Genomic DNA, 18810 nt, shown 5'->3' with positions numbered 1-18810 from the left:
GGGGGGGTTGGTTTTGGTGGGGGGGGCGGGGTGGTTGGGTGACGCGGCGGCCCCCGCCCCCCCCCCCCCGGGGGGGCGTGGGGGGGGGGGGGGGGGCCGGCCCCCCCCCCCCCGCCTCCCGCCTTTCCCGGTCACGACGCAAATGGGCCCGCCCCCCGAACGGGGAGCGGGCCCTTCGCCTTGCGGTGGCACCGCCATGCAGCACCGCAGGACGCTGTGGGCGGCTGCGGGACCGATCAGCCGAAGCGGCCGGAGATGTAGTCCTCGGTCGCCTGGACGGAGGGGTTGGAGAAGATCCGCTCCGTGTCGTCGATCTCGATGAGCTTGCCGGGCTGTCCGACCGCCGAGAGGTTGAAGAAGGCGGTGCGGTCGGAGACGCGCGCGGCCTGCTGCATGTTGTGGGTCACGATGACGATGGTGAAGCGCTCCTTGAGCTCGCCGATCAGGTCCTCGATGGCGAGGGTGGAGATCGGGTCGAGCGCGGAGCAGGGCTCGTCCATGAGCAGGACCTGGGGCTCGACCGCGATGGCGCGGGCGATGCACAGACGCTGCTGCTGACCGCCGGACAGGCCCGAACCGGGCTTGTTGAGGCGGTCCTTGACCTCGTTCCAGAGGTTGGCGCCGACCAGCGACTTCTCGACGATCGCGTCGAGGTCGCTCTTGCGCTTGACGCCGTTGAGCTTCAGGCCGGCCGCGACGTTGTCGTAGACCGACATCGTCGGGAACGGGTTGGGGCGCTGGAAGACCATGCCGACCGTGCGGCGCACGGAGACCGGGTCCACGCCCGCGCCGTACAGGTTCTCGTCGTCCAGCATCACCTTGCCCTCGACGCGGCCGCCGGGGGTGACCTCGTGCATGCGGTTCAGGGTGCGCAGGAAGGTGGACTTGCCGCAGCCGGAGGGGCCGATGAAGGCCGTCACCGTGCGCGGCTCGATGTTCATCGAGATGTCGTCGATCGCCTTGAAGCCGCCGTAGTAGGCGGACAGTCCGCTGACATCGATTCGCTTGGCCATGGTGGTGTTGCTCGCAATCCTTGGGTCGCTGATGTTGGCCGCGTCAGCGACCGGTCTTCGGGGCCTTCCAGCGCGCGATGCCGCGGGCCAGGAGGTTCAGGATCATGACGAAGGCGATCAGCACGAGTGCCGCCGCCCACGCCCGGTCGTAGCTGGCGTCGTTGCCGTTCTGGTACTGCTGGTAGATGTAGAACGGCAGCGAGGCCTGGGGGCCGTTGAACGGGTCGTTGTTGATCAGGTTGTTGCCGAAGACCAACAGCGCGATGGGGGCGCTCTCACCGGCGATGCGGGCGACCGCGAGCATGACGCCCGTGGTGATGCCGCCGATCGCGGTCGGGACGACCACCTTCACGATGGTGCGCCACTTGGGGACACCGAGCGCCAGCGAGGCCTCGCGCAGCTCGTTCGGGACGAGCTTGAGCATCTCCTCGGTGGAGCGGACGACCACCGGCATCATCAGGATGGCCAGGGCCATCGAGCCGGCGAAGCCCGAGGGGCCGAAGCCCAGCAGCAGGTTCCAGGTCGACAGGATGAACAGACCCGCGACGATCGACGGGATGCCCGTCATGACGTCGACGAAGAAGGTCACCGCCTGGGCGAGCCGGCCCTTGCCGTACTCGACCAGGTAGACGGCGGTCAGCATGCCGATCGGGGCCGCGATGGCCGTCGCGATGCCGACCTGCTCCAGGGTGCCGATGATGGCGTGGTAGACGCCGCCGCCCTCACCGATGGTCAGCACGCCGTTCATGGAGTGCGACAGGAAGGCGCCGTCGAGGATCTTGACGCCCTTGCTGACCGTGGTCTGGATCAGCGAGTACAGCGGGAGCGCCGCGAGGACGAAGGACGCCCAGATCACGCTGGTGGCGACGCGGTCCTTGGCCTGGCGGCGGCCCTCGACCGCGGCGGCGATCGCGTAGGTGCCGAGGACGAACAGCAGGACGGCGATCAGGCCCCACTGGATCTTGCTGTCCAGGCCGCCGCCGAGGCCGATGCCGACGGCGAGCACGATCGCGCCGACCGCGATACCCGCGGGGGCCCACTTCGGGAGCCGGCGCTGGGCCAGGGCGCGCTGCGGCACCACGGGGGCGGTGCGCTTGTCTGCGACTGCGTGGCTCATGCGTTGGCCCCCGAGTATTCCTTGCGCTTGGCGATGATCGCGCGGGCGGCGCCGTTGACGAGCAGCGTGATGACGAACAGCACCAGACCGGAGGCGATCAGGGCGTCACGGCCGAACTCGTTGGCCTCGCCGAACTTGGCGACGATGTTCTGGGAGAAGGTGCCGCCGACCGGGTCCAGGACGTGGATCGACAGGATGGGCGCGGCGGACAGCACCGTGGCCACGGCCATCGTCTCGCCGAGGGCGCGGCCGAGACCGAGCATCGAGGCGCTGATGATGCCGGACCGGGCGAAGGGGAGCACCGACATGCGGATGGTCTCCCAGCGGGTCGCGCCGAGGGCCAGGGCGGCCTCCTCGTGCATCCGCGGCACCTGCCGGAAGACCTCACGGCTGACGTTGGTGATGATCGGGAGGATCATGATCGCCAGCAGGATGCCGACGGTGAAGATCGAGCGGGCGGCGCCCTGCGGGTCTTCCTTCTCGAACACGACGGTCCAGCCGAGGTAGTCGTCCAGCCACATGTTCAGGCCGGTCATGTGCGGGACCAGGAAGAGCGCGCCCCACAGGCCGTAGATGATGCTGGGCACGGCGGCGAGCAGGTCGACGATGTACGACAGCGGGGACGCGATGCGGCGCGGCGCGTAGTGCGAGATGAACAGCGCGATGCCGACCGCGATCGGGACCGCGATGGCCATCGCGATGATCGAGCTGACGATCGTGCCGTAGGCCAGCACCGCGATGCCGAAGACCGGCGGGTTGGCGTTGGCGTTCCACTCGAAGGTGGTCAGGAAGTTGCCGTGGTCCTTGGAGATCGCGTTGATCGCGCGGATCGTCAGGAAGACCGCGATCGACGCCATGATCACCAGCAGCAGGATGCCGGACCCTCGGGACAGCCCCGAGAAGACCTTGTCGCCGATGCGCGTGACGTTGGCCCCGGCGTGCCTCGCGGTCGTTGGCGGGGTGGGGTTCTGTGCAGTTATAGCCATCGGTTTCTACTCCGGTCTGGGTGGGGGATCGCTCCCCCGGCGGCGGTGCACCGGAAGTGCGACCGGCCCCGCGACGTGTGTCGCGGGGCCGGTCGACTGGGTCAGGACAGGGCGTCCACGGTGGAGCGGACCTTCGTGGCGATCTCGGCCGGGAGCGGCGCGTAGCCGGCCTCGGACAGGATCGCCTGGCCCTCCTCGGAGGCGGTGTAGCCCAGGAAGGACTTGACCAGCGGAAGGGTCTCGGCCTTGTTGCCCTTGTCGCAGGCGATCTCGTAGGTCACCAGGACGATCGGGTAGGCGTTGTCGGCCTTGGTGGTGTACGCGGCGGACATGTCCAGGGACAGGTCGGCGCCGGTGCCGACGACCTTGGCCTGCGCGATGCCGGCGGAGGCGTTGTCGGCGGTGGCCTCGACGGGGGCGGAGGCGCCGGTGTCGATCTTCACCGTCTTGATGCTGTTGGCGGTCGCGTAGGAGAGCTCGAAGTAGCCGATCGAGCCGTTGACCTGCTTGACCTGGGCCGCGACACCGGCGGACTTGGCGGCGGACTGGCCGCCCTTGCCCGCCCACGCCTTGGCGTGCTCGTACGGCCACGCGTCCTTGGCGGCACCGTTGAAGTACTTGGTGAGGTTGTCCGTGGTGCCGGACTCGTCCTGACGGTGGAACGTCTGGATCTTGCTGCTGGGGAGCTTGGCGTCCGGGTTCAGCTTCTTGATGGCCGCGTCGTCCCAGTTGGTGATCTTCGAGTCGAAGATCTTGGCCAGCGTCGGGGCGTCCAGGACCAGGTTGTCCACGCCGGAGACGTTGTAACCGATGGCGATCGGGCCGCCGACCATCGGGATGCTGATGCCGGTGCCGGTGGCGCAGATCTTCTTGGAGGCCTCGACCTCCTCGGGCTTCAGCGGCGAGTCGGAGCCGGCGAAGCCGTCCGTGCCGTTGTTGAAGTCGATGATGCCCTCGCCCGAGGACGACGCCTTGTAGTTGATCTGGGCGCCGGAGCAGGCCTGCTGGTAGTTCTGGACCCAGGCGTCCATGGCGTTCTGCTGCGCCGAGGAGCCGGAAGCGAGGAGCTGGCCGCCCTTGTCCGCGCACTTGATGCTGCTGGACGACGTGGAGGGCGCCTTGCTGCTGTCGCCGCCGGCGTTGGTGTTGTCGTCCGAACCGCACGCAGTGAGCATGAGAGCACCGGAGACCGCGACCGCGCCGACGGCCAGGGCGCGGAGCCCGCTCTTACGCTGAAGCTTCACCTTTGGTGATTCCTTCCTGAAGCCCGCCGGTGGACGGCGAAGCAGAGGTATGGATTTCTGCATCCACCCGGCGGCTGCTCGCTCACCGGTAAGGCCGAAATTAGGCAGATCAGGTGAAGTGGTCGACGGCCGAGGGTGAACGCAAGGTGAACCTCGCATATCAGTGCGGTGCTGTAGCCCACACCGAGTGGCATACGTCTCAGCGTGCCAGGGTCACATGCCCGTTCCGCGCAGGAACGCGTCGAGCACGACGCGGTCCCGCTCGTGGGTGAGCCGGTTGCGCGAGGCGGTCGGCGGCAGCCAGACCATCCGGTCGACCTCGCGGTTGGGGGCGAAGGAGCCCTCGCGCGCCTCGGCCGCCCAGTAGCGCACGATCTTCGTGCGCCCCTCGACGAGGTAGGTGGAGGAGGGCAGTACCCGGCCGGGCACGCAGTCCAGTCCGGTCTCCTCCCTGACCTCGCGCAGCGCACCGTCCAGCGCGGTCTCCCCGCGCTTCAACTTGCCCTTGGGGAGCGACCAGTCGTCGTACTTGGGACGGTGGATCAGCGCGATCTCCAGGCCGCCGTCGACCGGGGAGCGGCGCCACAGCACCGCCCCGGCGGCGAGGATCGGGGTGCCCGCGGTACCGGTGGCGGCGATGGCGGTGCTCCTTTCCGGGCTGCGGGTCGCGGGTCGGGCCGCTTCCGCGGACGGGCAGGACGTGCCGGACGCGTCAGCGCGCCCACAGGTGGGCGAAGGCGTACCGGGCCGCCTCCGCCTCCAGGCGCTGGTCGGCGTGGAGCACGCCCAGCGCGTAGGCGGTGGCCGGGGCGATCCGCGGGGTACGGGCGGCGGCGGTGACGGCGGCGGCCGCCTCCGCGGCCTCCCGGTGCTGCTCCAGCACCCGCGCCGCGGCGGACAGCCGGGCGGCGGAGTCCCCGTCCTCGTACGCGAGGACCTCCTGAGCGTAGCGGCGCAGCCGCAGCAGGACGCGGACCCGGTTCCACGCGGCGTCCTGGCGCTCGGCGGACAGTTCGCCGGCGAGCGCGGCATGGAGCGTCTCGCCGTTGTACGGGTGGCGTGCGCGGGTCAGCGGCAGCGCTGCCGCGGTCTCGTTGAGCCGGGCGTGGGCCTGCTCCGCCAGCAGCGGCAGCACGGTGGCGGCGGGCTTGCGCGCGGCCGGGGACAGCGGCACCTCGGAGGCGAGCACCGCCACCGCGTCCACGACGGCGTGGAAGCGCGAGGAGCCCATGGCCTGCAGGGCCGCGGAGTGCGCCCGGGTCCGGGCGAGGGTGAGTTGACGCTCCAGCAGGGCGCCGGCCCGGGCCGCGCCCACGGCGAGCGGACCGCTCCCGGCGCCGCCGCGTTCGCCGGCCTGGGCGGGGGCGGGGGAACGACGGGCCCCCGCGGCGAGGGCCGCCGCGCCCACCGGTTCCGGGATCTCGGTGGCCGCGGGCGCGGCCGCCGTGCCGCGCGGGGCGTCCGCGACGCCGTTGAGGCGCTCGCGGGAAGCTTCGGGGGCCGCCGGGTCGGGCGCACCGGGCACCGGCAGCCACAGACCGAGGTCGTCGTCGGCGGGGACGGGGGCGGCGGGGATGCCCCCGGCGTCCTCGGCGGAGGCCAGCCGCTGGAGAGCGCCGATCAGCCGGCCGAGCCGGGCGGCGTAGCGGTGCTCGCGGCCGAGGGTGTCGGTGAGCCAGCCGAGCTCGCCCCGCAGCGGGTCGGCCCAGCCGGGATCGGTGAGCGAGCCGAAGGTGTGCAGGGTGCCGGCGATGCGGCGGGCCGAGCGGCGCATCTGCCGGCCGGTCTCGGCGGTGTCGTCCTGGGGACGGCCGGGGTCGCCCTCGCGTGGTGCCAGCGCGCGCAGAAAGGCCGTCGCCTCGTCCCGCAGGTACTGTCCGAGGACCGCACCGGCCTCACGGTCGGGGAGCCCGCCGGCGGCCAGGCCGGCGGGCGTCGCTGCCGTGTCAGGGTGTCGCTGGGCCACGCCGGCGCCTCCGCGCATCGATGAGCATCTCCTGGATGTGGGGCAGCGGACGCCCTTCGGCGTCGGTGCTGTGCCGGGTCCAGTCCCCGTCCGGACCGAGCCACCAGGACGAGGTGGAGTCCGAGGTTCCGGTCTCCAGCAGCCGGTTCAGCGAGGACCGGTGCGCCGGGTCGGAGACCCGGACCAGCGCCTCGATCCGGCGGTCGAGGTTGCGGTGCATCATGTCGGCGCTGCCGAGCCACACCTCGGGGTCGCCTCCGTTGCCGAAGACGAAGACCCGGGAGTGCTCCAGGAAGCGGCCGAGCACACTGCGCACCCTGATGTTCTCCGACAGGCCCGGCACTTCCGGGCGCAGCGCGCAGATGCCGCGCACCCAGACGTCGACGGGCACGCCGGCCATGGAGGCCCGGTACAACGCGTCGATGATCGCCTCGTCGACCATCGAGTTGGCCTTGATCCGGATGTACGCGGGCCGGCCCTCGCGGTGGTGGGCGATCTCCGCGAGGATCCGCGAGACCAGCCCGTCGCGCAGGCTGCGCGGGGCCACCAGCAGCCGGTTGTACGTCTCGCGGCGCGAGTAGCCGGAGAGCCGGTTGAACAGGTGCGACAGGTCGGCGCCGACCTGCGGGTCGGCGGTCAGCAGCCCGAGGTCCTCGTAGAGCCGGGCGGTCTTCGGGTGGTAGTTGCCGGTGCCGACGTGGCTGTAGCGGCGCAGGGTGTCGCCCTCCTGGCGGACCACCAGCGACAGCTTGCAGTGCGTCTTAAGCCCGACCAGGCCGTAGACGACGTGGCAGCCCGCCTCCTCCAGCTTGCGGGCCCACTTGATGTTGGCCTGCTCGTCGAAGCGCGCCTTGATCTCGACCAGCACCAGGACCTGCTTGCCGGCCTCGGCGGCGTCGATCAGGGCGTCGACGATCGGCGAGTCGCCGGAGGTGCGGTACAGGGTCTGCTTGATGGCCAGGACGTCCGGGTCCTGCGCGGCCTGCTCCAGGAACCGCTGCACGGAGGTGGAGAAGGAGTTGTACGGGTGGTGCAGCAGCACGTCCCGCTCGCGCAGCGCCGCGAAGACGTCGGTGGCGTGCGCGGACTCGACCTCGGCCAGGTCGGGGTGGGTGCCGCCGACGAACTTCGGGTACTTCAGCTCCGGACGGTCCTGTCCGGCGATCGCGAACAGCCCCGTCAGGTCGAGCGGCCCGGGCAGCGGGTAGACCTCGGCGGCCTCTATGTTCAGCTCCTGGGCCAGCGTGTCCAGGGCCTGCGGGGCGATCGACTCCTCGACCTCGAGGCGGACCGGGGGCCCGAAGCGGCGCCGCAGCAACTCCTTCTCCAGTGCCTGGAGCAGGTTCTCCGCGTCGTCCTCCTCGACCTCCAGGTCCTCGTTCCGGGTCACCCGGAACATGTGGCTGTCCAGCACCTCCATGCCCGGGAACAGCTCCTCCAGGTGCGCGGCGATGACGTCCTCCAGCGGGACGAAGCGCTGCGGGCCGGCCTCGAGGAAGCGGGACAGGATCGGCGGGACCTTCACACGGGCGAAGTGGTCGTGCCCGGAGACCGGGTTGCGCACGGTGACGGCCAGGTTCAGCGACAGGCCGGAGATGTACGGGAACGGGTGCGCCGGGTCGACGGCCAGCGGGGTCAGGACCGGGAAGATCTTGTTCCGGAAGAGCGTGAAGAGCCGGGCCTGCTCCTTCTCGGTGAGGTCGTTCCACCGGATGATGTGGATGTCCTCCTCGGCGAGTGCCGGGGCCACGTCGTTCTGGAAGCAGGCGGCGTGCCGCGCCATGAGCTCGCGGGCGCGGCTGAGGATGTTCTCCAGCACCTTGGTGGGCGGCAGGCCGGAGGCCGAGCGCTGGGCGACGCCGGTGGTGATGCGGCGCTTCAGGCCGGCGACCCGGACCATGAAGAACTCGTCCAGGTTGCTGGCGAAGATGGCGAGGAAGTTGGCCCGTTCGAGGAGGGGCGTCTCCGGGTCCTCGGCGAGTTCCAGCACCCGCTCGTTGAAGGCCAGCCAGCTCTGCTCGCGGTCCAGGAAGCGGTTCAGCGGGAGCTCTTCCTCCGGCTCCTCGTCCTCCGCGGCGTCGGCGGGGCGGGCCTCGCCGCTGTTCTCCGCGGGACGCGGCACCGTCGACAGGCCGTCCAGGCGCTTCAGTTCGGGGTGCAGGGGCGGGACGACGTGCGGCCGGCCGTAGGCCGGGGACTGCTCCTCCGGCGTATCGGACTCGGCCGGGGTGGTACCGGAGCCGGACCGCTCGGTCCGGGCGTTCGTCGGGAAATTCATCGAGGCCATGGGTGCGAGCCCTCCTCCGGATCCGGCACGTCGTTCGGCTGGACGGCGGCGCGCGGAACCCGGCCACCGACCATGCCTCCATTGTCCCCGGCGAGCCGGGATACCGGCAGGTCGAGAGGGGGGAGGGAGGTGGCGGCGGGCGTCTGCATTCACAGATGCTCGCAAGCGAGTTTGAATCGCCGGTAACGGGCAGGTGGCGGTCAGGAAATCGCCGTACGTACCGGCCGTGACCGGGCGGTCACCGCGACGGCCCCGCGAGGGCTCCCCGGCGGCCCCCCCCGCGCCGTCCTGCCGCGGATCCGTCGCGGATCCGTCGCGGACCGGCCCGCGGCCGGGCGATGGCCCGTCCGGGGGGCGGACCGCCCGGCGGCGGGGCTCAGGTCTCCGTGCGGTACATCAGGTCGACCTCGTGCGTGGTGAAGCCGAGGCGTTCGTAGACGGCGAGGGCGGGTGCGTTGTCCGCGTCGACGTAGAGCATCGCGGTGGGCAGGCCGCGGTCGTGCACGAGGTGCCGCAGCCCGGTCAGGGTGAGCGCCCGGCCCAGGCCGCCGCCCTGCTCCTCGGGGTGGATGCCCAGCACGTAGACCTCGCCGAGGCGCTCGCGCGCGTGCACCTTCGTCCAGTGGAAGCCGGCCAGCCGGTCGCCGCGGAAGGCGAGGAAGAAGCCGGCCGGGTCGAACCAGGGCTCGGCCTTGCGGTCGTCCAGGTCGCGCTGGGTGAGGCTGCCCTGCTCGGGGTGGTGCGCGAAGGCGGCGGCGTTGACCGCCAGCCAGGCGGCGTCGTCCCGGCCGGGGACGAAGGTGCGCACGGTGACGCCGGCGGGGTACACGGGCTCGCCCAGCGGGGGTGCGCCGGCTCCCTCCGCCAGCGGGCGGCGCAGCTGCCGCAGCTCGCGGAAGAGGGCGAGACCGAGCAGTCCGGCCAGGTGGCGGGCGGCGGGGTGGCCGCCGTGCGCCCACACCCGCAGTCGCTTGCCGGAGGTGGCGAGCAGGGCGTGGCCGAGCGCGCGGCCGTGGCCCTGCGCGCGGTGCGCCGGGTGGATGACCATCTCGGCGGCGGGGGCCTCGACCGGGTCGGTGTCCTCCAGTTGGGCGTACCCGACGAGCGCGCCGTCGCTCTCGACCAGCAGGTGGGTAACGCCCTCACGGGCGCCGCCGCGCAGGTGGAGCCGGCCCTGCTCGGAGACCGCGGCCTGGCCGTCGACCTCCGCGGCCGCCTCGATCAGGGCGAGGACCGCGTCGGCCCGGCCGGGGCTCAGCTCGTCGAGGGTCTCGATCCGGCGGGGGCCCACGGCGGTCTGCTGTGCTGCTGCGTCGGTCATGGGACCGAGCTTACGACCGCGGGGGTGCGGGAGGTGTCCATCGGCACCAGTGCCGCCGCACCGCAGGCCACGACCGCCGCGGCGGCGAGGGCGGGCCAGTAGCCGGTGGCCGAGATGAGGGCGGCGCTCAGCGGAGGGACGAGGGCGGCGGTCAGGTTCTGGCCGGTGTTGTGGACGCCGAGGGCGCGACCGGACCAGGACGGGCCCGCCCGTTCGGCCGTGGCGGTGAAGGACAGCCCGTTGGTGCTGGCGGTGATCCCGACGGACACTACGAGGGCGGCCGCGGTCAGTGGCGAGGGGAAGGCCGCGGTCAGGGCGGCCGCCGAGACCACCACGGCGGTGAGGACGGCCAGTTGCCGCATCGGCCGCAGCCGGCTGCCGACCCGGTCCGACCAGCGTCCGGCGGCGATCCGGGTGCAGGCCCCCAGTACCTGCGCGAGGGCGATCAGCCGCCCGGCGCCGACCGCCGACCAGCCCCGGGTGTCCACCAGCAGCACCAGGGCGAAGGCTCCCGCCGTGAACTGCGGTACGACCAGCAGCGCGCCCGCGCCGTGGATCCGCCACAAGGTGGCCGAGCCCCGGTAGGGGTTGACGGCCGGGGAGGCCCCGGGAGCGGCCTGCGGGCGTGCCGGGTCGGCGGCGAACAGCGCGACCAGGCAGGCGACGGCCCCGCACACCGCCGCCAGGAAGCCGAAGGCGCCGCGCACCCCGTGCGCGGCCGCGAGCGACGGCATGGTCAGCGCGGCCACGCCCATGCCGAGCGGAGTGGAGGTCTGCCGGATGCCCATGGCCAGTCCGCGCTCCCGAGCCGAGAACCAGCCCATGACGAGGCGTCCGCTCGCGGAGTACACCGAGGCCCCCGCGGCTCCGGCCAGGGCGAGCAGCGCGCCCAGTGCCGTCGTGCCGTGCCCGGCGCCCACCGGGCCGGCCGCGAGGGCGAGCAGCACGGCGGCGCCGCCGAGGCCCGAGGCGATCACGACGCGTTCGCCGTACCGGTCCGCGGCGGCGCCCCAGGCGACGAGGGCGGCGACCAGCCCGGCGGTGGGGCAGGCGATGAGAAGCCCGTGCGGTGTCCCGCAACGCGGCGGCCAGGTAGGGGACTCCGTAGACGAAGGCGCAGGCGGCGGTCTGCGCCCCGGTGCCCAGGGCGAGCATCAGCCAGCGGCGGCGCATGGCGTGCACCTCCTCGGTCGGTGGTGGATCCAACTATGCCGCTTGTTTGAATGGCGAGACAGATCCTTCCGAGATGCGAGACGTCATCCCCGGAGATCCGACATGTACCGATCAGTCGAAACCTGCCCGTAACCGCAAAGCCACTGACAACTACGCGCGTTGACCATAGGCTGCCGCCGTCCTCCGTCCCACCTCCATCGCCCACGTCCATCGCCCACGTCCAAGGGGACCCATGTCTGTGACCCACCCGCGTCACCGTGGCGCACGCCGCGTCGCCGCCGCGACCGCCGGCCTGGCCGCGGTCGGTGCGCTCGTCATAGCGAGCCCGACCGCCCAGGCCCACGAGACCCACCACGGAGGTCACGGCCACGGCAGCCGGACCGTCGACCTCCAGCTGCTCGCCGTCAACGACTTCCACGGCAACCTGGAGCCCCCGGCCGGTTCCTCCGGCCGCGTCACCGAGCTCCAGGCGGACGGCACCACCAAGACGATCGACGCCGGCGGCGTCGAGTACCTGGCCTCCAGCCTGCGCACCGCCCGCAAGGGCCAGGCGCGTTCGCTCACCGTCGCCGCGGGCGACATCGTCGGCGCCAGCCCGCTGCTGTCCGGCCTGTTCCACGACGAGCCCACCGTCGAGGCCATGAACAAGCTGGGCCTGGACGTCACCGGCGTCGGCAACCACGAGTTCGACGAGGGCAAGGACGAGCTGCTCCGCCTGCAGAACGGCGGCTGCCACCCGGTCGAGGGCTGCTACGAGAAGGGCCGCACGTTCAAGGGCGCGGACTACCCGATCCTCTCGGCGAACGTCGTCAACGAGAAGACGGGCCGCCCGCTGCTCAAGCCGTACACCATCGAGAACGTCAAGGGCGTCCGCGTCGGCTTCATCGGCGTCACGCTCGAGGGCACCCCCAACATCGTCTCCGCCGAGGGCGTCAAGGGCCTGAAGTTCCTCGACGAGGTCGAGACGATCAACAAGTACACCAAGGAGCTCAAGCGCCAGGGCGTCAACGCCGTCGTCGCGCTCGTGCACGAGGGCGGCTTCCCCGCCTCCTCCGCGTACAACTACAACTGCGACGCGGGCGGCGCGGGCACCGGTCTGTCCGGCCCGATCGTCGACATCGCCAAGAACACCTCGGCGGACGTCGACGCGCTGGTCACCGGCCACACGCACAACGCGTACGTCTGCACCGTCCCGGACCCCAAGGGCCACGACCGCCTGGTCACCAGCGCGGCCTCCTTCGGCCGGCTCTTCACCGAGCTGGACATGAAGTACGACCTGCGCACCCACGACATCGTGCGCGCCTCGGTGAGCGGCTCCAACCACGTCGTCGACCGCACCCAGAGCAAGGCCGCGGACCTGACGGCGCTGATCGGCCGCTGGCAGACGCTGGCCGCCCCGGTCGCGGGCCGCACCGTCGGCTACATCTCCCAGGACATCAACCGGGCCGGCAACGAGTCGCCGCTCGGCGACCTGATCGCCGACGCGCAGCTCGCCTACGGCAAGTCGCTCGACCCCGACACCGACCTCGCCCTGATGAACCCCGGCGGCATCCGCACCGACCTGGTGCACAAGGCCACCGGCAGTGAGGGCGACGGCGTGGTCACCTACGCGGAGGGCTTCGCGGTCCAGCCGTTCAGCAACACGGTCAACCTGCGGAACCTGACCGGCGCCCAGCTGGTCACCGTGCTGCAGCAGCAGGTCAGCGGCGCCAACGCGGCCGCCCCGAAGATCCTGCAGATCTCCGCCGGCCTGACCTACACGCTGGACCTCACCAAGTCCGGCGCCGACCGCGTCGTCGCGGGCTCGATCCGCCTGAACGGTGCCCCGATCGACCCGGCGGCCACCTACCGCGTCGCGATGAACAACTTCCTCGCGGGCGGCGGCGACGGCTTCGCCGAGCTGGCCAACGGGACGAACGAGCTCGTCGGCGGCGACGACCTGGCCGCGCTCAACGCCTACCTGACCGCCAACTCCTCGGCCTCCGCGCCGCTGGCGGCCCCGGCGGCCGACCGCATCACGATCGTCCAGTAGCACGCGGCGGGAGCGGGCGGGTCCCGCGACCGCGCACCGCACCGGGGGCGGCCGTCGACACCGACGGCCGCCCCCGGCCGTTCCCGGCCGTTCTCGCCAGGGCGCCCGCGACCCCGCCCTCGTGCTGCGGGCCTCCGCTGCCTACGCTGTGGACATGACGACTACGGGGCGACGGCGGTTCAGGTCCGGCACGGTGATCCTCGGCGGCATGGGCGTGCTCGCCGCCGCGCTGACCGCGTGCGGCTCCGAACCCGACAAGCGCTGCGTCGACCCCGAGACCTACCGGACGCTTCCTTCCAAGGAGTGCGAGGACGATCACGGCCACGGCCGCTACTACTACGGCGGCAGCGTCCGGAGCGGGAAGGCCAAGGGCGGCAGCTTCGACAAGTCGTCGGTGAAGACCGGGGGCTTCGGCGGCCACGGCTCGGGCCACGGGTCCGGCGGCGGCTGATGCGCCGGCACTCCGTCGAGCCGCGGCCCGGCTGGCAGCGGACCGTGGAGGAGCAGGGCGTCGTCTACCCGCTGACCCGCTACCCCGACGGCTCGCTGCGGCCGTACTGGGACGAGAGCGGCTACTACGAGTTCTCGCTCCCCGAGGTCGAGGCCCTGGAGGAGACCGTCGAGGAACTGCACGCGATGTGCCTCGCCGCCGCGGAGCACATCGTCGCCGAGGGCCGCTTCGCCGAGCTCGGCGTCCACGACCCGCGCCTGGCCGGGCGGATCGCCGAGTCATGGCGGCGGCGCGCGGAACTCCCCTCCCTCTACGGCCGCTTCGACCTGCGCTACGACGGGACCGGCCCGGCGAAGCTGCTGGAGTACAACGCCGACACCCCCACCTCGCTGGTGGAGGCGGCCGGCGCCCAGTGGTTCTGGATGGAGGACCGCTTCCCCGGCGCCGACCAGTGGAACTCCCTCCACGAACGCCTCGTCGACGCGTGGCGGCGCCAGGCCCCGCTGCTGCCGCCCGGACCGGTGCACTTCGCGCACACCGAGGCCGACGAGCTCGGCGAGGACCTGATGACGGTGGCCTACCTGCGGGAGACCGCGGAACAGGCCGGTCTCGACACCCACGCCCTGTCGGTGGAGGCGATCGGCTGGGACGAGCTGTCCGGCCGCTTCGTCGACGACCGGCTGCGCTTCATCCGCAGCTGCTTCAAGCTCTACCCCTGGGAATGGCTGGCCACCGACCAGTTCGGCGGTCACGTCCTGGACACCCTCGACAACGGCGGCGGCACCGGCACGACCTGCTGGATCGAGCCCGTCTGGAAGATGCTGCTCTCCAACAAGGCGCTGCTGGCCGTCCTGTGGGAGCTCTACCCCGGCCACCCCAACCTCCTCGCCGCGTACCTCGACGGTCCCCGTGAGCTCGCCCGGACCACGGGCTGGGTCGCCAAGCCGCTGCTCGGCCGGGAGGGGGCGGGCGTCACCGTGCACCGGGCGGGCGAGGCCGCGGCGCCGCCCGCCGACGAGCCCTGCTGCTACCAGGAACTGGCCCCGCTGCCCGTGTTCGACGGCAACCACGTGGTGCTGGGCGCCTGGGTCGTGGCGGACGAGGCGGCCGGGCTCGGCATCCGCGAGTCGGCGGGCCTGGTCACCGACACGTACGCGCGCTTCCTGCCGCACGTGATCAGCTGAGCCGGAACGGCGGCGCGGGGTGACCCTTCGGCGACCGCGCGTGGGCTGAAGCGCTTACCCCTTCCGGTGCCGGGGAGTTACCGGCGGGAACACTTTCCTCGGCAGTAACTTGTGCTTCACCATGGGCAGCCCCGTCCCTCCAGACCCATCGATGTGTCCGGGTGGTCCGCCGTGTCCCAGAAGCACCAAGCGCCCGTGTACGAGGAGTTGTCCGACGCCGCCCTCACCGAGCGGGTACGGGCCGGCGCGCCGACCGCCTACCCGGCGACCGAGGAACTGCGCCGCCGCCACCTGCCCGCCGTCGCCTGCTACGCCCGGCTGTGCACCCGCGACGGGGCCGCCGCCGGCCAACTCGCCGCGCAGGCCTTCGCGCTGGCCTGGCAGGAGGTGCACCGCGGCGTCGACCCCCGCGGCCCCTGGCGGCACCGGCTGCTGATGCTCGTCCACCAGGCCGCCGCCGTGTGGGCGGCCGGCAGCCGCCGCGAACGGCTCGGCGACGCGTACGCCGCCTTCATCGACGACATCCGCGGCGCCGAGCAGCGCCTTCCCGGCCTGCCGGGCCTGCCCGTCCACCCCCGGCTCCACCTGGCCGAACGCTCCGTGCCGGCCGGTGCCTTCGCCGCCCTGCCGCAGCACACCCAGGGCGTGCTGTGGCACGCCGTCGTGGAGCGGGAGAGCGCCGCCGGCGTCGCCCTGTGCACCGGCGACCGGCCTTCGGAGCTTGCGGACCTGACCGCCAGGGCCCGGGACGCGCTGCGCGAGGCCTACCTGCGGACGTACCTGGACCGCAGCCAGGACCCCCGCTGCAAGGGCTTCGGCCGGCTCCTCGACGCCGCCGCCCGCCGCGACGACGCCCGGCAGAACGCGGACGTGGACCGGCACCTCGCGCACTGCCCGGGCTGTTCCGGCGCGCTGGAGACGCTGATCGCCCTCGAACGCGACCCCCGGCCGCTGCTGGTCGCGGCCCTGCTCGGCTGGGCGGGGCCCGCCTACCTGGCGGCCCGGTCCGCCCCCGAGCCGCCCGCCACCGCGCCCGCCCCGCCCGCGGCGCCCGGCACTTCCCGCCGGCGCCGGCGGCCCGGCCCGCTGGAGCGGCTGCTGAGGCTGCGCACCCGCTACCCCTCGCCGCTGGTCTCCCTGCTGCTCGTCGCCGTCGCCGCCCTGGCCGCCACCGGTCTGGTCTACGCGACGGGCGACCACCCCGCCCCGACCGGTAACGGCGGAGTGCTGCCCAGGCCGCCGGCGGTCACGGTCACCGCGACCGCCACGCAGACCGTCACCCCGAGCCCCACCGCGACGCCGGGCCCCTCCCGTACGGCGGGCGCCTCCGGCGGCCCGGGCGGGACGGCGGCCCGGTCGCCCGCACCGCCGACGCGCACGCCGGGCACCCGGCCGCCGCGGAAGGTGCCGGGCAGTGCCTACGCCCAGGTCGTCAACGACGCCTCGGGTCTCTGCCTGGACGTACGGGACGAGGAGTTCGACAAGGGGGACGACGTCATCGTCGCCGGCTGCGACGCGGGCTCGGCCTCACAGAAGTGGCGGGTGGACCCGCGCGGCCTGCTGGTCAACGGCGCGGACCCGGCCTTCTGCCTGGACTCGCGCGGCGACACCGACCGCGGCCTCGGCATCTGGGCCTGCTCGTCGGTCGAGGGCGGGAACGCGGCGAACCTGCTGTTCCTGGTCGACTCGCTGGGCCGGGTCCGCCCGCAGATCGACCTCGGCACCGCGATGCGGCCGGACGGCTCGATCCCCGGCTCCACCCTCTCCTTCACCACCGTCGGCACCGCCGACGCCCAGCGCTGGCACGCCGGTTAGCCGGCCGGCGTGCCCTCCGGCGCCTCGGGGGGCGGGGTCCGCGCCCCGGGCAGCCGGACGACCGCCACGGTGCCGCCGCCCTGCGCGTGCTGCAGTGCGACGGTGCCGCCGAGCTGCTGCACCGTACGGGCCACGATCGACAGGCCCAGGCCCGAGCCGGGCAGGCTGCGCGCGGAGGCCGATCGCCAGAAGCGCTCGAAGACGTGCGGGAGGTCCTCCGGGGGGATGCCCGGACCGTGGTCCCTGACGGTCAGCTCCCCGCCGTGCAGTTCCACCTCGACCGTGCCGGCCGGCGGGCTGAACTTCACCGCGTTGTCCAGCAGGTTGATCACCGCCCGTTCCAGGGCCGACGGCTCGGCCCGCAGGTACCAGGGGGCAAGGTCGGCGGTGATCTTCAGGTCGGGGCCGGTACGCCGCCGGGCCCGCTCCAGCGCGGCCTCCACGACCTCGTGCAGCGCCACGGTCTGCGGGGGCGCGCCGCCGTGCGCCGCGTCCGGCCGGGACAGCTCCTGCAGGTCGCCGATGAGCGCCGCCAGTTCGCCCATCTGCGCCTTCACCGACAGCATCAGCTCCCGGCGGTCCTCCGCGGGCAGCTCCCGTCCGGTCAGCTCGCTGCGTTCCAGCAGTTCGATGTTGGTGCGCAGGGAGGTGAGCGGGGTGCGCAGCTCGTGCCCGGCGTCCGCGATCAGCTGCTGCTGGAGTTCACGGGAGGAGGACAGCGCGGCCGTCATCGAGTTGAAGGACGCCGACAGCCGCGCGATCTCGTCGCGGCCCTCGACCGGGATGCGGACGCTCAGGTCCTCGGTGCGCGCCACGTGCTCCACGGTGTCGGTCAGCCGGTCCACCGGTTTGAGCCCCGCGCGGGCAACCCCGAGGCCGGCCGCGCTCGCGCCGAGCACCCCTATGCCGCTGACGGCCAGCAGGATCAGGGCGAGGGTGTTGAGCGGGCCGGTCACCTCGTCCAGCGGGCGGCCGACCGAGATGGCGGCCTGCTCCGTCCGCTGGCGGGAGTACTCGATCTGGGCGGGCCGCGTCAGCACCCGCATCTCCGTGCCGTCCTTCGTGGTCACGGTCTGCAGGGACTCCGAGGACTGCCCCCGGACCACGGCCAGGTCCGCCTCCGTCACCGGGAGCATCTCGTCGCCGAGCACCCAGCAGCCCGTGCCGTCCTCGGTGACGAGCAGCACGGACGAGTGGTTGGGGTTGAAGGAGAGCGGCCCGTCGGACGTGTCGCTCTGCGGTGAGCTCAGGCACCCGTAGTCGCCGAGCACGCTCCGGGCGGCGGGGGCCGCGTTGCCCGGCGCGCGCAGCGACTCGTCGAGCTGGTCCATCAGCTGCTTCTCCACGATGAACCAGCAGGCCAGCGCACACGCGGCCACGGCGACCGCCACGGCGGCCGCGGTGAGGATCGCCAGCCGGGACCGCAGCGGCAGCGAGCGGAAGCGCGGGATGCGCCGCATCAGCCCTTGCCCTCCGCGGAGCGCAGTACGTAGCCGACGCCCCGCACGGTGTGGACCAGCCGCGGCAGGCCCCCGGCCTCCGTCTTGCGCCGCAGGTACATCACGTACACGTCCAGGGAGTTGGAGCTCGGCTCGAAGTCGAAGCCCCAGACCGCCTTGAGGATCTGCTCGCGGGTGAGCACCTGGCGCGGGTGGGCGAGGAACATCTCCAGCAGGGTGTACTCGGTGCGGGTCAGCTCGACCGGCACGCCGGCCCGGGTGACCTCCCGGGTCGAGGTGTCCATCCGCAGGTCCGCGAAGGACAGCGCGCTCTCCTCACCGGTGGCGCCGCCCGTCACCGTCGCGTACGCGCTGCGCCGCAGCAGCGCCCGCAGCCTGGCCAGCAGTTCGTCCAGCTCGAAGGGCTTGACCAGGTAGTCGTCGGCGCCGGCGTCGAGACCGGTGACCCGGTCGCCGACCGTGTCGCGGGCGGTGAGCATGAGGATCGGCGTGGTGGTGCCGCCGGACCGCAGCCTGCGGGCGGTGGTGAGGCCGTCCATGCGCGGCATGAGGACGTCGAGGACGATCGCGTCCGGCCGGCAGGAGGCGACCTGGTCCAGAGCGGCCAGGCCGTCCTCCGCCAGCTCGGTCTCGTATCCCTCGAAGGCGAGGCTGCGCCTGAGTGCTTCGCGGACCGCGGGTTCGTCGTCCACGATCAGGATGCGGGCGGGGGCCTCGCCGTTCTCGCCGGGGCTCATGGTCTTCCACCTCGCGGGATGAGG

General features: G+C 72.7%; 15 protein-coding genes. 4 read left to right on the top strand and 11 right to left on the bottom strand.

All coding sequences use genetic code 11. From position 1 onward, the window contains the following. Positions 1–236: 236 nt before the first annotated feature. The 9 genes from pstB to ACFZAU_RS28745 all read right to left on the bottom strand — a co-directional run bounded on the left by pstB (position 237) and on the right by ACFZAU_RS28745 (position 10968). Positions 237–1013 carry a phosphate ABC transporter ATP-binding protein PstB gene (gene pstB, locus ACFZAU_RS28785; RefSeq protein WP_499608896.1) on the bottom strand — a complete coding sequence of 259 codons (777 nt, stop codon included), beginning with the start codon at positions 1011–1013 and terminating at the stop codon, positions 237–239. 43 nt (positions 1014–1056) lie between these two features. Next, complete coding sequence (pstA, locus tag ACFZAU_RS28780; RefSeq protein WP_500554529.1) at positions 1057–2130, bottom strand: phosphate ABC transporter permease PstA; 1074 nt, start codon at positions 2128–2130, stop codon at positions 1057–1059. Continuing rightward, entirely contained in the window at positions 2127–3116 is a 990-nt protein-coding gene (gene pstC, locus ACFZAU_RS28775) for a phosphate ABC transporter permease subunit PstC (protein ID WP_499608900.1), read from the bottom strand. The genes pstA and pstC overlap by 4 nt, the downstream gene beginning before the upstream one ends. A 101-nt stretch (positions 3117–3217) precedes the next feature. After that, on the bottom strand, positions 3218–4360 hold the full coding sequence (pstS, locus tag ACFZAU_RS28770) for a phosphate ABC transporter substrate-binding protein PstS (protein ID WP_499608902.1): 1143 nt from the start codon (positions 4358–4360) through the stop codon (positions 3218–3220). 213 nt (positions 4361–4573) lie between these two features. Beyond that, a complete protein-coding gene (locus tag ACFZAU_RS28765; protein ID WP_500554528.1) occupies positions 4574–4951 on the bottom strand; it encodes an NUDIX hydrolase in 378 nt (125 codons plus the stop codon). A gap of 121 nt (positions 4952–5072) precedes the next feature. Further along, on the bottom strand, positions 5073–6344 hold the full coding sequence (locus ACFZAU_RS28760) for a CHAD domain-containing protein (protein WP_500554527.1): 1272 nt from the start codon (positions 6342–6344) through the stop codon (positions 5073–5075). Next, complete coding sequence (locus ACFZAU_RS28755) at positions 6307–8613, bottom strand: RNA degradosome polyphosphate kinase (RefSeq protein WP_500554526.1); 2307 nt, start codon at positions 8611–8613, stop codon at positions 6307–6309. The genes ACFZAU_RS28760 and ACFZAU_RS28755 overlap by 38 nt, the downstream gene beginning before the upstream one ends. A 376-nt stretch (positions 8614–8989) precedes the next feature. Then, positions 8990–9934, bottom strand: a complete 945-nt coding sequence (gene mshD / locus ACFZAU_RS28750; protein WP_500554525.1) for a mycothiol synthase — start codon at positions 9932–9934, stop codon at positions 8990–8992. Further along, positions 9931–10968, bottom strand: coding sequence for an MFS transporter (locus ACFZAU_RS28745; protein WP_500554541.1), 1038 nt, complete (start codon positions 10966–10968; stop codon positions 9931–9933). The genes mshD and ACFZAU_RS28745 overlap by 4 nt, the downstream gene beginning before the upstream one ends. A 371-nt stretch (positions 10969–11339) precedes the next feature. Between ACFZAU_RS28745 and ACFZAU_RS28740 the strand changes: the two genes are divergently transcribed. The 4 genes from ACFZAU_RS28740 (at position 11340) to ACFZAU_RS28725 (ending at position 16589) form a co-directional block, all read left to right on the top strand. Next, entirely contained in the window at positions 11340–13139 is a 1800-nt protein-coding gene (locus ACFZAU_RS28740) for a bifunctional metallophosphatase/5'-nucleotidase (protein WP_500554524.1), read from the top strand. A gap of 154 nt (positions 13140–13293) precedes the next feature. After that, positions 13294–13590: a hypothetical protein gene (locus ACFZAU_RS28735; RefSeq protein ID WP_499608916.1), complete on the top strand. Its 297-nt coding sequence runs from the start codon at positions 13294–13296 to the stop codon at positions 13588–13590. Beyond that, positions 13590–14774: a glutathionylspermidine synthase family protein gene (locus tag ACFZAU_RS28730; protein WP_500554523.1), complete on the top strand. Its 1185-nt coding sequence runs from the start codon at positions 13590–13592 to the stop codon at positions 14772–14774. The genes ACFZAU_RS28735 and ACFZAU_RS28730 overlap by 1 nt, the downstream gene beginning before the upstream one ends. A gap of 171 nt (positions 14775–14945) precedes the next feature. Continuing rightward, positions 14946–16589: a ricin-type beta-trefoil lectin domain protein gene (locus ACFZAU_RS28725; RefSeq protein ID WP_500554522.1), complete on the top strand. Its 1644-nt coding sequence runs from the start codon at positions 14946–14948 to the stop codon at positions 16587–16589. Here ACFZAU_RS28725 and ACFZAU_RS28720 read toward each other — a convergent pair. Then, positions 16586–18049 carry a sensor histidine kinase gene (locus ACFZAU_RS28720; protein WP_500554521.1) on the bottom strand — a complete coding sequence of 488 codons (1464 nt, stop codon included), beginning with the start codon at positions 18047–18049 and terminating at the stop codon, positions 16586–16588. The genes ACFZAU_RS28725 and ACFZAU_RS28720 overlap by 4 nt on opposite strands. Beyond that, positions 18049–18786 carry a response regulator transcription factor gene (locus ACFZAU_RS28715; RefSeq protein WP_500554520.1) on the bottom strand — a complete coding sequence of 246 codons (738 nt, stop codon included), beginning with the start codon at positions 18784–18786 and terminating at the stop codon, positions 18049–18051. Before ACFZAU_RS28715 ends, ACFZAU_RS28720 begins: the two co-directional genes overlap by 1 nt. Positions 18787–18810: the final 24 nt, after the last annotated feature.

The organism is Streptomyces sp. NPDC008238 (assembly GCF_042956445.1).
Lineage (GTDB): Bacteria > Actinomycetota > Actinomycetes > Streptomycetales > Streptomycetaceae > Actinacidiphila.
The sequence above is the reverse complement of the archived record's forward strand: the minus strand, read 5'-3'. Positions and strand labels throughout refer to the sequence as shown.

What these genes read in the sequence shown, in the direction of transcription:
- ACFZAU_RS28730 (WP_500554523.1), top strand. Translation starts at nt 13,590, where the DNA reads ATGCGCCGGCACTCCGTCGAGCCGCGGCCCGGCTGGCAGCGGACCGTG.
- ACFZAU_RS28720 (WP_500554521.1), bottom strand. Translation starts at nt 18,049, where the DNA reads ATGCGGCGCATCCCGCGCTTCCGCTCGCTGCCGCTGCGGTCCCGGCTG.
- pstA (WP_500554529.1), bottom strand. Translation starts at nt 2,130, where the DNA reads ATGAGCCACGCAGTCGCAGACAAGCGCACCGCCCCCGTGGTGCCGCAG.
- pstC (WP_499608900.1), bottom strand. Translation starts at nt 3,116, where the DNA reads ATGGCTATAACTGCACAGAACCCCACCCCGCCAACGACCGCGAGGCAC.
- mshD (WP_500554525.1), bottom strand. Translation starts at nt 9,934, where the DNA reads ATGACCGACGCAGCAGCACAGCAGACCGCCGTGGGCCCCCGCCGGATC.
- ACFZAU_RS28715 (WP_500554520.1), bottom strand. Translation starts at nt 18,786, where the DNA reads ATGAGCCCCGGCGAGAACGGCGAGGCCCCCGCCCGCATCCTGATCGTG.
- ACFZAU_RS28740 (WP_500554524.1), top strand. Translation starts at nt 11,340, where the DNA reads ATGTCTGTGACCCACCCGCGTCACCGTGGCGCACGCCGCGTCGCCGCC.
- pstB (WP_499608896.1), bottom strand. Translation starts at nt 1,013, where the DNA reads ATGGCCAAGCGAATCGATGTCAGCGGACTGTCCGCCTACTACGGCGGC.
- ACFZAU_RS28760 (WP_500554527.1), bottom strand. Translation starts at nt 6,344, where the DNA reads ATGCGCGGAGGCGCCGGCGTGGCCCAGCGACACCCTGACACGGCAGCG.
- ACFZAU_RS28735 (WP_499608916.1), top strand. Translation starts at nt 13,294, where the DNA reads ATGACGACTACGGGGCGACGGCGGTTCAGGTCCGGCACGGTGATCCTC.
- ACFZAU_RS28755 (WP_500554526.1), bottom strand. Translation starts at nt 8,613, where the DNA reads ATGGCCTCGATGAATTTCCCGACGAACGCCCGGACCGAGCGGTCCGGC.